This window comes from Paenibacillus sp. J31R109 (assembly GCF_059692055.1).
In genome coordinates this window covers 1-14784 of sequence record NZ_JCAUAR010000003.1, presented here as the reverse complement: position 1 = coordinate 14784, position 14784 = coordinate 1, and the positions used below count along the sequence as shown (strand labels likewise).

Annotated in this window: 10 protein-coding genes; 9 read left to right on the top strand and 1 reads right to left on the bottom strand. The window is 45.0% G+C overall.

What is annotated here, in order from left to right; all coding sequences use genetic code 11:
• Positions 1-12: 12 nt before the first annotated feature.
• The 5 genes from AC58QT_RS10325 to AC58QT_RS10305 all read left to right on the top strand — a co-directional run bounded on the left by AC58QT_RS10325 (position 13) and on the right by AC58QT_RS10305 (position 9945).
• On the top strand, positions 13-1842 hold the full coding sequence (locus AC58QT_RS10325) for an FAD-dependent oxidoreductase (protein ID WP_497408883.1): 1830 nt from the start codon (positions 13-15) through the stop codon (positions 1840-1842).
• 166 nt (positions 1843-2008) lie between these two features.
• Entirely contained in the window at positions 2009-5278 is a 3270-nt protein-coding gene (locus AC58QT_RS10320) for a polysaccharide lyase family 8 super-sandwich domain-containing protein (RefSeq protein ID WP_497408882.1), read from the top strand.
• A gap of 253 nt (positions 5279-5531) precedes the next feature.
• Complete coding sequence (locus AC58QT_RS10315) at positions 5532-7844, top strand: FAD-dependent oxidoreductase (RefSeq protein ID WP_497408881.1); 2313 nt, start codon at positions 5532-5534, stop codon at positions 7842-7844.
• A gap of 72 nt (positions 7845-7916) precedes the next feature.
• Positions 7917-8912 (top strand): LacI family DNA-binding transcriptional regulator, encoded by a 996-nt coding sequence (locus AC58QT_RS10310; protein ID WP_497408880.1) that lies wholly within the window; start codon positions 7917-7919, stop codon positions 8910-8912.
• 40 nt (positions 8913-8952) lie between these two features.
• Positions 8953-9945, top strand: coding sequence for an alpha/beta hydrolase (locus tag AC58QT_RS10305; protein ID WP_497408879.1), 993 nt, complete (start codon positions 8953-8955; stop codon positions 9943-9945).
• A 237-nt stretch (positions 9946-10182) separates the two neighbouring features.
• Here AC58QT_RS10305 and AC58QT_RS10300 read toward each other — a convergent pair whose 3' ends face one another.
• On the bottom strand, positions 10183-10593 hold the full coding sequence (locus AC58QT_RS10300; RefSeq protein ID WP_497408878.1) for a DUF6843 domain-containing protein: 411 nt from the start codon (positions 10591-10593) through the stop codon (positions 10183-10185).
• Between the two features lie 170 nt (positions 10594-10763).
• Between AC58QT_RS10300 and AC58QT_RS10295 the strand changes: the two genes are divergently transcribed.
• The 4 genes from AC58QT_RS10295 to AC58QT_RS10280 all read left to right on the top strand — a co-directional run bounded on the left by AC58QT_RS10295 (position 10764) and on the right by AC58QT_RS10280 (position 14558).
• Positions 10764-11303 (top strand): hypothetical protein, encoded by a 540-nt coding sequence (locus tag AC58QT_RS10295; protein ID WP_497408877.1) that lies wholly within the window; start codon positions 10764-10766, stop codon positions 11301-11303.
• Between the two features lie 120 nt (positions 11304-11423).
• Complete coding sequence (locus tag AC58QT_RS10290) at positions 11424-11681, top strand: hypothetical protein (RefSeq protein ID WP_497408876.1); 258 nt, start codon at positions 11424-11426, stop codon at positions 11679-11681.
• Between the two features lie 144 nt (positions 11682-11825).
• Positions 11826-13421: a DUF5050 domain-containing protein gene (locus tag AC58QT_RS10285; RefSeq protein WP_497408875.1), complete on the top strand. Its 1596-nt coding sequence runs from the start codon at positions 11826-11828 to the stop codon at positions 13419-13421.
• A 54-nt stretch (positions 13422-13475) separates the two neighbouring features.
• Complete coding sequence (locus tag AC58QT_RS10280) at positions 13476-14558, top strand: MraY family glycosyltransferase (RefSeq protein WP_497408874.1); 1083 nt, start codon at positions 13476-13478, stop codon at positions 14556-14558.
• Positions 14559-14784 lie beyond the last annotated feature (226 nt).

Genomic DNA, 14784 nt, shown 5'->3' with positions numbered 1-14784 from the left:
AGATCATCAATCATGAGTGGAGAAAAAAACAGGGAACTCATACAGGCAGATGTGTTAGTAGCTGGAGGCGGAATATCTGGCGTAATAGCAGCCATTGCCGCTGCTCGGAACGGTGCGAAAGTTGTTCTATGTCAGGATCGCTCCGTTCTTGGCGGCAATGCCTCATCTGAGATTCGCATGCATATCGTTGGGGCGGCGCATTCCAAGCGGGGAACGGCCTTAGAGACGGAAGCTAGGGAAGGCGGCATTTTGGAAGAAATCCTATTGGAATGCGCTGTACGCAATCCACAGCGAAGCGCTTCGATGCTCGATCTCCTTTTATATGAAAAGTGCCGTGCAGAAGCGAACTTGACCTTGATGCTTAATACAGCGATTATCGGCGTACAAATGGATGGCAATCGCATTATTTCTGCGTTAGCTACTAGAGAAAGTACAGAACATAGCTTCGAAATTGTTGCCAATATCTTCATGGATTGTACCGGAGACGGACGTCTCGGGAAAGAGGCGGGCGCGTTGTTTACGACAGGTCGGGAATCATCCGCGCAATTTGGGGAGTCATTTGCAGGAGAAATCTCTGATCCGTATCGTCTTGGTTCTTCGTTGTTGTTTACTGCCCGAAATATGGGAAAACCGATGAAGTTTATAGCACCAGAATGGGCGAAACGCTATTCAGAGGAGGATTTGAAATATCGCGATCATTCCTCGTGGGAATACGGATATTGGTGGGTGGAGTTTGGCGGATTATTGGATACGATCTCAGATAACGAAATGATCCGGGATGAGTTGCTTGCCATCATGATGGGCGTCTGGGATCATATCAAAAATAGCGGTTACCACCCAGAGTCTGAGAATTGGGCGCTAGATTGGTTTGGTTTCTTACCTGGCAAGCGGGAATCGCGCCGATTCATCGGCAAGCATATGCTAACACAAGGGGATTTACAACATTCCGTCCATTTTGAAGATGTGATCGCCTATGGCGGGTGGCCGATGGATACACATCCACCGCAGGGGATAGAGGCCAAAGAGATCGATCCCTGCCAACAACCGCATACCAATCATGTGTATGGCATACCACTAGGTGCAATGATAAGCGCGAATGTGGCGAATCTCATGTTTGTAGGCCGTAATATTTCAGCTACGCATATTGCCTTTTCAAGTACAAGGGTCATGGCGACCTGTGGTGTGATGGGACAAGGGGCTGGCACATTTGCCGCAATGGCCATAAAAGAAGGTCTTCCGCTGGATGTGGCGTACCGTAACGAAGAATTGGTTCGGAAAACACAACAGCAGCTTATTAAACAGGATGCCTTCCTTCCTGGTATACCTACGAGTGACAATTTGGCAAGTCAAGCTGTTGTTCGGGCTTCATCCGAGCAGCTAGAAGGGCAAGCATCCAATATTATAGATGGATATACCCGTTCCATGCATGGCAACAATGGGGTCAGACTGGATAGGGTCCTTCCCGGTACGCACAGATGGATGTCACTTCCTGAAGATCGGGAGCCGTGGATTGAGCTGGAATGGGAAACCCCCACGTCCATAAATGAAATAACCATTGTTCTGGACACAGGTATGCATCGGAGACTGACATTAACACACGAGAACAACTTGCAAAAGAAGCTCGAATGGGGACCACAACCTGAGACATTAAAAGATTTCCGTGTCATTGCTTATTTGGCAAGCCCACTCGGCGACACACGTGAAGTGATGAACATTCAGGATAACTATCAGAGACAGGTTACAACCCATGTTCAATTGGAACATGTAAGTAAGATTCGTCTTGAAGTCCTAAGCACGAATGGGTTGGATCATGCCAGAATTTTTGAAATCAGATGTCATTAAAGGCAACTTGGATGAAGACACAGGAGATTCAAATGTCTCCTGTCTAATTTTCAAGAGTATGAAAGCGTTGTCATTTGAAAGGAGGTGTTTGACATATAAACTTTATTTGAAAATGGAGCGTGGGGAAATTAGTGGGAAATGAGTACATACGAAGGAGGCAATAGCCATGCGTACAACCGTAAAACGGACAATCATCACGTTACTTACTATCTTGCTTTTTGTAACGATGAATTCGGTTTTTGTGAGGCAAGTTTCAGCCGCGGATGAGTATGATTTGCTTCGGGATAAATGGAAGGAGATGCTAACCGGGGGCACAGCTTATAATCCACTTGATCCAGATATAGCTGCGCAACTTACAGAGCTTGCTACGACAGCCAATTCAAATTGGAGCACCATGGATAATTCACCAGATACCTATCTGTGGAGCGATCTGGCAAGCACAACCAATTCCAGTCAAATTACATCCGCGTATGGTCGGTTAAAGTCAATGGCACTTGCTTATGCCACGACAGGTTCAACACTTCAGAACGATGCGGCATTACTTGCGGATATTCTCACAGGTCTAGATTGGATGAATACGAATCGGTATAACGCAAGTGGCACGCCTTCTAACCCGAGCAATACGAAATATAATAACTGGTGGGATTGGGAGATAGGCGCACCACTTGCGCTCAATGATATTGTGGTGCTGCTGTACGGACAATTAAGCGCCACACAAATAACTAACAATATGAATGCCATCGATCATTTCCAACCAACCGTTACGATGACCGGGGCTAATCGAACTTGGGAGTGCACGATTATCGGTGTTCGCGGTATCATAGTCAAAAACGCAACGAAAATTGCCAACGCTCGAGATGGGCTGAGCGCGGTATTTAATTATGTGACTAACGGTGATGGGTTCTATGCAGATGGTTCGTTTATCCAGCATGAGAAGCATCCGTATACCGGAGGTTATGGAACGGGGTTATTGCAAGATATAGCCAATCTCATGTATGTACTTAATGGCTCCACATGGGCTGTCACAGATGTCGACAAGCACAACGTATATAAATGGGTACATGATTCGTTTGAGCCCTTAATCTACAAAGGTGCCATGATGGATTTGACGAGAGGTAGGAATATTTCGCGTTCCTATGCGCAAGACCAAGACGCCGGCATCAGTGTGATAAAAGCGATTATACGCATTTCACAATCTGCACCGACAACGGACGCAGCAGCGTTTAGGAGTATGGTCAAATACTGGATAGACACGAATACGTATAAGAATTTTTACACATATGTTCCAATCAATATGATCGTTCTAGGCAAAGAGATTGCTGCCAATGCAACCTCTCGAGGGGAGCTCATTGAAAATAAGCAGTTCCCTAATATGGCACGCACGGTTCACCTGCGTCCTGGGTTTGGTTTGGGAATCAGCATGTCGTCTAACCGCATTTACAATTTCGAAGCGATCAATAGCGAGAATTTAAAAGGTTGGTATACCGGAGATGGGATGACTTATTTATTTAATAATGATCTTTCTCAGTTCTCCAATGATTTCTGGCCGACTGTCAATAAATATCGGTTACCTGGCGTAACGGTAGATACAATGACAAGGACCAACAGCAGTGGGAGCAGTTATTTGAGTTCGAAAGATTGGGTTGGCGGTACATCGATTTTGGGGACGTACGGGACAACGGGTATGGAGCTCGATGCTTGGAACAGTAATTTAACGGCGAAGAAATCGTGGTTTATGTTCGACGATGAAGTCGTTGCGCTCGGTGCCGGGATTACGAATACTGGACAGACTGGCAATGGATGGGACGGCACACCTAGAAAAGTGGAGACCATTGCAGAGAACCGCAAGCTGAACAGCAGCGGCAATAATGCGTTAACGGTAAATGGAGCCGCTAAGTCCACCGCATTAGGGTGGTCGGAGACCATGACAGGTGTGAATTGGGCTCATCTAGCAGGAAGTGTATCCGGTTCGGATATTGGCTATTATTTCCCTGGAGGCGCTACGTTGAATGGGCAGCGACAAGCAAGAACAGGCAAATGGAGCGATCTTGATGGAAGAGCAGGAACCTCCACGACGAATATAACCAGCAATTATATGACGATGTGGTTTGATCATGGCGTTAATCCGACGGATTCGACCTATTCGTATGTGATGTTGCCTGGTAAAACGAGTACACAGGTAAGCAGCTATGCGAGCAGTCCCAATGCTACTGTATTGGAGAACTCTACTTCTGTTCAAGCCGTGAAAGAAACGGCATTAAATGTCGTTGGCATGAATTTCTGGGCGGATGCACTCAAATGGGTGCAGGTCAGCGGAACCAATTTCCTTTCCAGCGATAAGAAAGCCTCCATCATGACAAAGGAAAATGCAGGTTCTGATATGGAATTAGCCGTGTCCGATCCGACACAAGCCAACACGGGCAGCATCAATATTGAAATTAACCGAAGTGCAACGGGTTATCTCTCCTATGATTCGGGAGTTACGATTACCCAGTTATCCCCAACGATTAAATTGAGCGTTAACGTGAATGCGGCTAAAGGAAAAACGTTTAAAGTTAAGTTGAGCTATACGGGTGGGACACCAATTACGCCAAGCGATATCATCATTGATAATACTTCAGCTGAATTTACGGGTACATGGCTATCTTCGACGGTATTGCCGAATTATTATGGATCCGACTATGTCTATAATAATTCAGGGACAGGCGCAGACAAAGTGAGATGGCGACCAACGATTCCAACGACAGGCAATTATAATGTCTATTATCGGATACCGGATGGAAACTCAGGTCGTTCAACCAATGCCCCATTTACTGTGTATTATAACGGAGGGTCTCAACTGTATACGGTTAACGAGCAGACGGTACCTGGGGGAGCTTGGGTTATGCTAGGAACGTATAACTTTGCAGCAGGAACTACTGGTTATGTTGAGTTGACGGATAATGCCAATGGCACTTATGTGAACGCTGACGCAATGAAGTTTAGTCCTGTCAGCTTGACTAACCTTTCGCCTTCCGCAACGCTTTCAGTTGATTCGACGAATGGCGCTTTCACCAAGGAATTAGCTGTTGACGGTATCAAAAATGTTCAAAGCAGCAGGTGGTTGTCCACGAATACGGCGGAACCACACTGGTTCCAATTGGATTGGCCGTCAAGTAAGACAATCAGTAATGTCAAGATTTGGAGCGGCTCCACAAGTGGGCCAGACTGGCAGATCGACACGTATAAAATGCAGTACTGGAATGGAAGCGCTTGGGTAGATATTCCTGGAGCAAGCGTCACGAGCAACACCAAGGACGGCATGAGCGGTCAGTACAATGATCTAAGTTTCGCGGCAGTGACAACGACGAAGATCAGGATGTACATCACCGATGCCACCACGGTTGGAAGTAACAAGGATGCCCGGTTGTTTGAGATTGAAGTGTGGGGGATGTAAGCTGAAATCATAAGGGACTGCCCTCCACAAGGTTACCTAGGAGAGATCTTTGTATATAGCTCAAAGATCTCTCACAAGGGGTATGAAGTTGAGGCGCATATTGAAAATTATTCTTGAACAGACAAAAGAGCTATGATACTATTTACTCGAGTAAATTAATGATTTGATGAACACAATAACCATTCAACAACGTTGTTTGGTTTTCTATTTCCTTGGAATTTACTCGAGTAAAATTAATGGGAGGTTCATATTCATGAAACAAACTAATGAGCACTATGACGTAGTCGTTTGCGGAGGCGGTCTAGCTGGATTCTGTGCAGGGGTAGCTGCAGCAAGACATGGCGCTAAAGCTTGCATCATACAAGACAGACCTGTCTTTGGAGGAAACAGCTCATCCGAAATTCGGGTAACACCCCACGGGGCGGCTGCCTTCCATGCCTATGCGAGGGAAACGGGCATTCTTTCCGAGCTTCTAATTGAAGAACGGGCGCGAAATCATGAGGAAATTTTGGAGAACGGTTGGACGAACAGTGTATGGGACATGGTCATGTACGATATGGCAATGAATACACCTAACCTTACTTTTCATTTAAATACTTCAATCCAGCATGTGATTGCGGATGGGAATAAAAATATTCAATCTGTCATCGGACGCATTGCGAATGGCGAAACAGAGATAACGATCTCCGGGAGTGTGTTTATTGATTGTACAGGAGACGGTATTGTAGCTGACTTGGCTGGTTGCGAATGGCGAATGGGGTCTGAAGGCCGCGAAGAATTTAACGAGCCCCATGCTCCGCTTAAGGCCAGCCAAGATACAATGGGCAATTCCATTCATTTCAAAGCCAAGGATATGGGACGTCCTGTACCGTTTAAAGCTCCTGACTGGGCAGTTAACTATGACGATGCGAGCTTCTTCTATAAGCAGGGCAGAACGCCGTATGATGTCCGAGGCGGGTATTGGTGGCTAGAAATCGGGATTCCATGGCATACGATTTATGATACAGAGAATATCCGGCATGAATTGACGCGGCATACCCTAGGCGTATGGGATTGGATCAAGAACAAGGATCCGGAGACGATGGAGCTTGCAGCTAATTTTGCCATCGATTGGATCGGTCAAGTTCCGGGCAAGCGGGAAAGCCGCCGGATTATCGGGGATTATTTTATGACCGAGCACGATATTTTAAACCGTAAGGTTTTTGAAGATGAAATTGCATTCGGAGGCTGGTTTATCGATTTACACACACCTGGCGGATTGCTGGCTCCAACCAGTGAACCGAATTCTGCAGCGGGTTATCAGGGTGATTACGATGTGAAAAGTTACTGTGGACCCTACGGAGTACCGCTTAGCATTTGTATAGCTAAAGACATGAACAATTTAATGATGGCCGGACGTAATGTGAGTGTGACTCATGCAGCTTTGGGAACCGTTCGTGTCATGGGGACAACGGCTCTAATGGGGCAGGCTGTAGGAACAGCAGCTGGTCTTGCGGTCAGCAAGAACGTCACGATTAGAAGCATTTCCAATGAACATATTCATGAGTTGAAGCAAACGCTAGTAAAGGATGGCTGTTTTCTACCGAACAACAGAAATGAAGATGAGCACGATCTCGCACGTTCGGCACAGTTGACTGCCAGTAGTGAAGCCGTCGTTCATGGCGTTGGTCCAGAAAGTCGCGATTCGGAAACGCCTTTACTGAAACGCTGGTGGGATACAGCGCCTAAGAAACTGGAGTTGAATGTGGTTAAGAAGCCTGAGGTTCAGCTGGTAACGAAACTCGGCCAATGGATTGCGATGGGGACTTCGGAGCTGCGTAAAGTGTCTGTATGCTTGACCAACACGTCGGATCAGCAACAAATCGTCCATGCGTCGCTTGTTCCGGTAAACGATATTTGGGATTACCGTGTGAACACAGGAACTGCTCTCGCCTCAACGGAATTATCAGTTGCTCCTGGCGAAGTGCAATGGATCGAGTGGGAGGTGCAGTTAACGGATCTGCAGCCAAACTCGTACATTCGTCTCGATCTTTCCAGCAATGAGCATGTGATCTGGCATCGTGCTGGCGGAATTGAGCCTGGTCAAACTTCCGCTTGGGATATGGGCAACGGACAAATGCGCGGTGTGAAATACGCACTCAGCTACCGGGTGGAACCCGCGCAGCCGAGCTATGGCGCAGTGAATGTCATTAGTGGCGTTACACGGCCTCAGCAGTCCACGAATTTATGGAAGTCCGACCCGCAGCAACCGCTATCTCAGTGGCTTCAGTTGGCGTGGGAACAAGCTGTGACGATTCGTGAAGTGCATCTCGCATTCCCAGGACAATTGCTGACGGAATACCATTATTACCCGCCATTTTATAAAGATCCGCAGTGTCCGAAGGTTTACACCATCCAAGCATGGAGAGATGATCGCTGGGAGGATCTTGTGCATGTGAAGGACAATTATCAAAGACAGATGAAGCATAACTTGTCTGAATCCGTGAAGACGGATAAATTGCGAATCGTTGTTCATGCAACGAACGGAGACCCTTCTGCTGCAATCTACGAAGTTCGTTGTTACTAGAGAGTTGCATTGTGAGGTCATCATGCTATACACTTTGTTTACTCGAGTAAAGAATGATAAGGAGTATAGTTGATGGTCACTCGCAACGATGTAGCGCGACATGCCGGAGTCTCGGTGGCAGTGGTATCTTATGTATTAAATAATAAAAGCATCGTAAAGGAAGAGACACGCCTTAGGGTGCTTAGGGCTATGGAAGAGCTAAATTACCAGCCGAACCTAACGGCCCGCAGCTTGAAGACTAAGCGGAGCGGGCAACTTGGGGTACTGACCAATTTTATCGGTAATCCATTTGAAGCGGGTATACTCCTCCATCTGGAGGAAGCGGCTCGCCAATATGGTTACATGATCACTTACCATACCTATAGAGATGAACATGCAGAGGTACTTAAGGCTCAACTAGCGGGACGAGTAGATGGGATTATTCTGCTCGGTCAGAGTCTGCCAGATGATCTCCTGGATACGTTTAACAAAAGGAACATTCCTCTGGTCTCTATCATGAAACCTGCCCACTTGGAAATCCCGCTGACTTATGTTGACGTGGACTGGCAGGCGGCTTATGGTAAGATCTTCCGGCTCCTGAAGCAGCAAGGTCATAGTGAGATTGCTTTAATGTCCCACGGCAACAGCTTGAATCCGCTGCAAGCGCGAATGGCATCAGCCATTCATCTCTTGGAAACGGATGAATCTTTTCGCCATATGAAGGTTCAAGTGCTTGAAGGTCGAGGGCGATATGAAAATGCTTATCATGCCATCATGCAGTTGTCTGAACCTCATTTTACCGCTATCCTATGCGCAAATGACTTGATGGCTATCGGCACAATTGCCGCATGCCGTGACAAAGGCTGGCGAGTACCTGACAAGTTAGCCGTCATCGGCTCTGAGAACATTCTCATGGTTGGCGAGACGAACCCGCCCATTGCTGCAGTAGAATATCCAAGAATCCAGGCGGCCAATATGGCAGTGGAGAAGCTGATTCAGTTGATTGGCGGCCATCATGCCGATGTAGAAACAGACCTAATCCAGGCAGACTTCATCAGTCGGCCTAGTTTAGGTAGGGATCAAGAGTAATACGTTCAATCGTATAAAAGTCGAATCAAGGGAGATCGCGATGTTCAATCAGACAATCAATCTTTGGACAAAAGAAGAGTATACCTATGACACAGGTACAGATTTCATTCCGACACTTACAACGTATATATTAGATGGTCTTTACGCCAAAGATGCCGTTCTCGTTATTCCAGGCGGGGGATATAAGGGGTGCAGTTCTGCTGAAGCGGAAGGAGTTGCGATGAAGTTTTTGGAGGCGGGGAAGTCCGCTTTTGTGCTGACGTACACGACACGGTTACGACCAAGCATGCAACCTGTGCAGAAACAGGCACTGCGTGACCTTTCCCGGGCTATGATTCTGATCCGTGAAAATGCGGAAAAATGGCGTATCCATCCGGATCATATCGCGATATGCGGCTTTTCCGCTGGTGGACATCTCGCAGCAAGTCTCGCTGTCCATTGGAATAGGGACTTCCTCCAGGATGTTCGAGGCATTCAGGCGTATACCAACAAGCCGAATGCCGTTATTTTGGGCTATCCGGTTATTTCTACGGGTGAATTTGCGCATAAAGGATCGTTTATTAACTTGCTCGGGGATGACGCAACGAAGGAGCAACTTGACGAAGTCTCGCTAGAGCATAGCGTTGGTCTACATACGCCGCCAGTGTTCCTTTGGCATACCGTTCAGGACATGACGGTTCCTGTTGAAAATGCCATGATTTTCGCTTCTGCGTTAAGGAAAAGCCTTGTTCCCTTTGAGTTGCACATATTCCCCTTTATCGGCCACGGCACTTCAACGTCAGATGATTCGTGGTATACGAATGGCCAGGATTATCTCAATGCTGATTGTGCGCAGCTATACAGAAAAGTAGCGATTAAGGAATTGACGGAAAGTAAGGGGAATTCAAGCGTCAGTGATGCGGAATTATTGGATTTCTTCAACGAGCCTGCAGTTAAGCCCAAAAAGCCTTTGCCTGATCCGATGAACTATCAACACAACGCGAATTGGATGAAATTATGTATAGAGTGGTTGAATATTACGTTTAGGGAGTAATGGCTATTATTTTTTTAGTTTCCGCTTCTCGGAAGACCACGCAAGGTAAGGTGATCGCATCATCTTATTTTGCGTGTTTTCTTATTTTCACAGGAAATAAAGTGATGGTATAACGCTAAAGCGTTGAAACACGCAGGAAACTTCGATTTTGGAGCTTTTAACGTTATCGCTTAACGTTATTGTTCAACTGGTCGTCCGTTAGCACGGATTAGCGTTTTCCCGTAACTTTATTGCACATTATTGTTGTTTCAAATAATTATCGTACTGTTCTTTTGTGCCTATAAATGTTCTAGCAACTGTTAGATTATCTTCGCCTCCACCATGCGAGGACACACCATGAAATTGTTCATGGCTTACTTTCTTACGCTGACCTTGATTATCAACATAGTTAACCTCAACACTTCCACTTTCCATGGTATTTGAGGTTTTCAACTTACCTGATTTTGGAATGTTATAAATAAATGCATTTGCTTCTTTTGGAAGCGGTGGGGAATCCAATTGATCGAAAGTAACTTGTACTTCTCCAACAAAATTTTCGGGCAAAAGGTAAATATGGTGTGGATTATTATTTATGGTAGTTATAAAAATGATTAAGCCTAAAAAGCCTAGAACCATGAATGTTAAGCCAATACATATATACTTATTCAATGGAACGCCCCCTTTTTAATGGTATAGAGTATCCTTTGGTTATTATACATCAAAACGATCGCGACTCTTCCGCATTCATGAACTGTTGGAAAGGAAATGCAACTATCCATGCATTGGCAGCGTCTATATATATGGGATTATTTGTTAGTACTTTGGAGAGGGAATAGGATATGAAAAAAATGTGGATCACTATTACAATTACTGGAGTGGTAGTTGCAGGAATACTCGCACTTACTCCTGTATTCGCTACTTCTACAACTTCTACTCCAAAAGAAAAAGAACATGCAACGACCGTTAAAGTAGTAACTGTACCAGCAGAGCAACATCAGAAGAAGGAAGTCGTAGAGCGATTGTACAAATCATGGGAAAATGGAATTAGTAAGATTCAAGAGAGCAAAGGTGAAGAATTTAAAAAGGATGACTGGGATTTAATTTACGGCGTTGATATTGACAGGCATTTCACCAACCAACTTTCAGATGTTGAAGAGCAATCGTTCTTTATGGCGCTAAACGAGGCAAAAAAAGCATATAAAACGGGTGACTCTCAATATGGCATTTTGTTGCGTAAAGATCACAAAGCAGCCAGAGTAGTATGGGAACGTTCTAACGGAAACTTTCATATAGCGGATATCGTATTAAAGACCAAATCCACGATATGGAATACAGATGAACATATATGGACACTAGCTGATCAAGTGGAACTGCATTAGGTAATGACCATGGAAGCTAAAAGAACTGAAAAAAACATTCCAAAAAAGTAAATAAATAGAATCCAATTCGTTGTTGCTGTATAATGAAATAGAGAACATCGAGGAGGAGAGTGATCAGATATGCTCGAACAAATTTCAGATTATTTATTTATGGGTTCATTAGCTTTTTTGGTAATTACTGTCCTACTATTTTCCTCTGGCAGTAACTATTTCAACACTTGGAATGCAACTGGTTCAGCAACCGACTTACAAATGAATCACGACCATACAAAAATGGTAAATGCACAACACAGCCGATTAGTAAAACTTTTTAAATCATATCTCTTTTGGATTCCTGTTACTGGCATGATTGCTTCGGTAGTGTTATCTAAAATTTAATCGATAATACAAATCAAGTCCGCGTAAATCGCGGGCTTTTTTTAATCGGATTTTGGCAAAATCAAGTTCTTGAAGTTGTAAATGGAAACTTATTACTTTTTGCTTCGTCTAATTGATTAGAAATGAATACTGGGAGCGATGAATGTGAAAAAGTCTGGTATCGGTCTAATTAGTATATTTTCATTATGCATGAGTTTATTGATGCCTGCGGGGAGTGCTCTAGCCGCAGATGTTAGCGTGAAGGTTACGCTGCCAGACTTCGAGGTAAACTTGAACGGCAATACGGTTGAAAATCAGTTCCGTGAATATCCGCTCTTGGTTTATCGCGATATCACTTACTTTCCAATGACCTGGTATGATACTAGACTGCTTGGCTTGGAAGCGAACTGGTCACCAGATGAAGGTTTGAACATTAGGCAAAACGAGGTGACTTCTTCCTATATGCCCTATCATTCTGATCATCGTAATGCGGTTACCTATGCAGCCGAGGTCCCCACATCAAGTGTTACGATTAACGGGAAGGTCATTGACAATACCAAAGAAAAGTATCCACTGTTAAGCTTCCGAGACGTGACGTATTTCCCTATGACATGGCGCTTCGCGCATGACGATTTTGGATGGGAGTACAAATGGGACAATACCAGCGGACTTAGCATCACGTCCCATAACACGCAAATACAAACAGTCGACATTCCTGCATATGCGGATAAGAATGATGTTGCCCTTTTCAAGGGATATTATTATTTCGTCGAGACCACGGGGACTACGAACCATGTATATCGTGCTCCTGTCCAGCAGCCCTCCCTCAAGGAGGAGATATATGCGTATAGCTTCGGCACCACAGATAGGACACCATGGGTAATATCCTTTCAAATCCGTGACAACTCGCTGTGGTTTACCTACCACATGGGGGGAGGTTTTACGGGCAGCGACAGGTTTGTGAAAATCAGTGATGACGGAAAAGCTGAGTTGATGCTCTCCGGATATTTGGACTTCCACGACACGTCTGACGGCACGTTGATCATCCTTCAAGGCGCTGCGGCATACGAAAGAGGCAACTTGTATGTATTACCTCCAGGACAAGATGAAACGAACAGTAAGCGTGTAGGAGATTCGGGCGTGTTATACGGCAGTCATGTCACGTATAACGGCGATGTTGAAAATGTTGCCAATGGTTTCTCGACATCCGTAATCGGAGACGATGTGTACGTATTAGCATCACATGGACAAACCGACTTAAACAACATATATAAAATCAACTTGAAAACGAATAAAAGCACGATGATCGTCGATGCAAGTGTCAATTCGTTCCGAATCATTGGTAACAAGCTGTACTATGTAAAAGATGAGAATTACGCCTTATATGCGTCCGCACTGGATGGAACGGGCGAAACAAAACTTTCCGACCATCCGACATCATGGTTTGACAGCATCGATGGCAACGTATTTTACGCAACCAAGAAAGAAGCGAACCAATTCAATCTGTACCAGGTCGATTTGAAGAGAGAAGACCCGCTCGTATGGAGTACGCCTGTCTCCGAAGTGCGAGTGTTCAACAAGCAACTTATCTGCCGGCTTGATGAGAAGAAAGATTACGGTGTCATAATCCTGGACAGCTCAGGCCACGTACAGTTGAAAGTGGCGAATCCGATTTCGCGCATGCTGACGTCGGACGAGGGGATTCTTGTTGATACATCCGGCGGATCGGGCATACAGACGATATCGTTGACCAACAAATAGTCGGTATACCCTAAGAGTGAATGCTTCATTATTATATTTTAGGAGTGGTATGTAATGTTTATTTCATCACTAATTGGATTTATGATTTCAGGAATCTTAGTAGTACTAATCATACCTTTAATACGACGGATTTCCATTGCGATTGGTGCTGTAGCTGTTCCCAATCATCGTACAATGCATAGTACAATTATGCCTCGACTAGGGGGACTAGCTATATTCATCTCCTTTATGTCAGCAGTTTCTATGATGTATCCCCAAATCATACCGTCACTTCCCGCATTCTGGGGACTACTTGTTGCTGCGTTTATGATTGAAATCGTAGGTGTCCTCGATGATGTGTACACGTTGTCTGCGAAGTGGAAGTTGCTTGGCCAAATTGTTGCTGCGGTGACAGTAGCCTTATCGGGTTTCACGGTTGACCAAGTACATATTCCATTTGCTCAAGATCTTTATTTCCCAGGATGGATTTCAATCGTATTAACAGTCTTATGGATTGTGGGTTTAATCAATGCGCTTAATTGGATAGACGGTTTAGACGGTTTGGCTACTGGAATCGCGGGAATTTCATGTATTACGCTCTGTATCATTGCAGGTTTAACTGGCAATATGATCGTACTGGTATTAAGTGCGTCCTTGCTCGGAAGCTTAGCAGGCTTTTATATATTCAACTCTGAACCTGCTTCCATTTTTATGGGTGAATCAGGCTCTGCATTTCTTGGATTTGTACTGGCTGTCATTTCCATACTTGGTTTCAAACAAGCTGTATTCGTATCTTTTATCATTCCCTTATTAATTCTAGGCGTTCCGCTATTAGATACGCTCCTTGCAATGACACGTCGTGGTATTCAAGGTCGTCCACTATATGAGGCTGATCGTGGACATGTTCATCACAGACTGACAGACATTGGGGTTAGTCGTCGTAGCACGGTATACACGTTATATGCCATTTCATCATTCCTGGGTATGTGTGCCATTATACTTACGAAGGCATCCACATCGGCTATCACTCTCGTTATGTTGTTGTTAATGATTGCCCTGCTAACATTAGCTGGAGCTGAATTAGTAGGCATATTTAAAGGCAATCGTCCATTGTATCAACTACTCCGGAAGTTACGACGAGTTCGTGAGGAGAATTGATCCGTTCCTTTTTGGACACGCCAGAACTTATATGTTTTGGGTTTTGGGGTAAGCAGCGCTTACCCCTATTTGGGTTCCCATTCAGCATCTCGCTATGAGTAGAGAACTGCAAAAACGGCTCGGCCCCCTTATTCCGGAGTCTTGGCCTACAGTAATTACTTATTCTTAGAAATGCTCCTTATTTCGAGCATTTACATTGAATTATGAAATGCTGAAGAGTCTTCGA

Excerpts from the sequence above, each read along its gene's own strand:
- AC58QT_RS10325 (WP_497408883.1), top strand. The coding sequence starts at position 13 with ATGAGTGGAGAAAAAAACAGGGAACTCATACAGGCAGATGTGTTAGTA.
- AC58QT_RS10320 (WP_497408882.1), top strand. The coding sequence starts at position 2,009 with ATGCGTACAACCGTAAAACGGACAATCATCACGTTACTTACTATCTTG.
- AC58QT_RS10315 (WP_497408881.1), top strand. The coding sequence starts at position 5,532 with ATGAAACAAACTAATGAGCACTATGACGTAGTCGTTTGCGGAGGCGGT.
- AC58QT_RS10310 (WP_497408880.1), top strand. The coding sequence starts at position 7,917 with ATGGTCACTCGCAACGATGTAGCGCGACATGCCGGAGTCTCGGTGGCA.
- AC58QT_RS10305 (WP_497408879.1), top strand. The coding sequence starts at position 8,953 with ATGTTCAATCAGACAATCAATCTTTGGACAAAAGAAGAGTATACCTAT.
- AC58QT_RS10295 (WP_497408877.1), top strand. The coding sequence starts at position 10,764 with ATGAAAAAAATGTGGATCACTATTACAATTACTGGAGTGGTAGTTGCA.
- AC58QT_RS10290 (WP_497408876.1), top strand. The coding sequence starts at position 11,424 with ATGCTCGAACAAATTTCAGATTATTTATTTATGGGTTCATTAGCTTTT.
- AC58QT_RS10280 (WP_497408874.1), top strand. The coding sequence starts at position 13,476 with ATGTTTATTTCATCACTAATTGGATTTATGATTTCAGGAATCTTAGTA.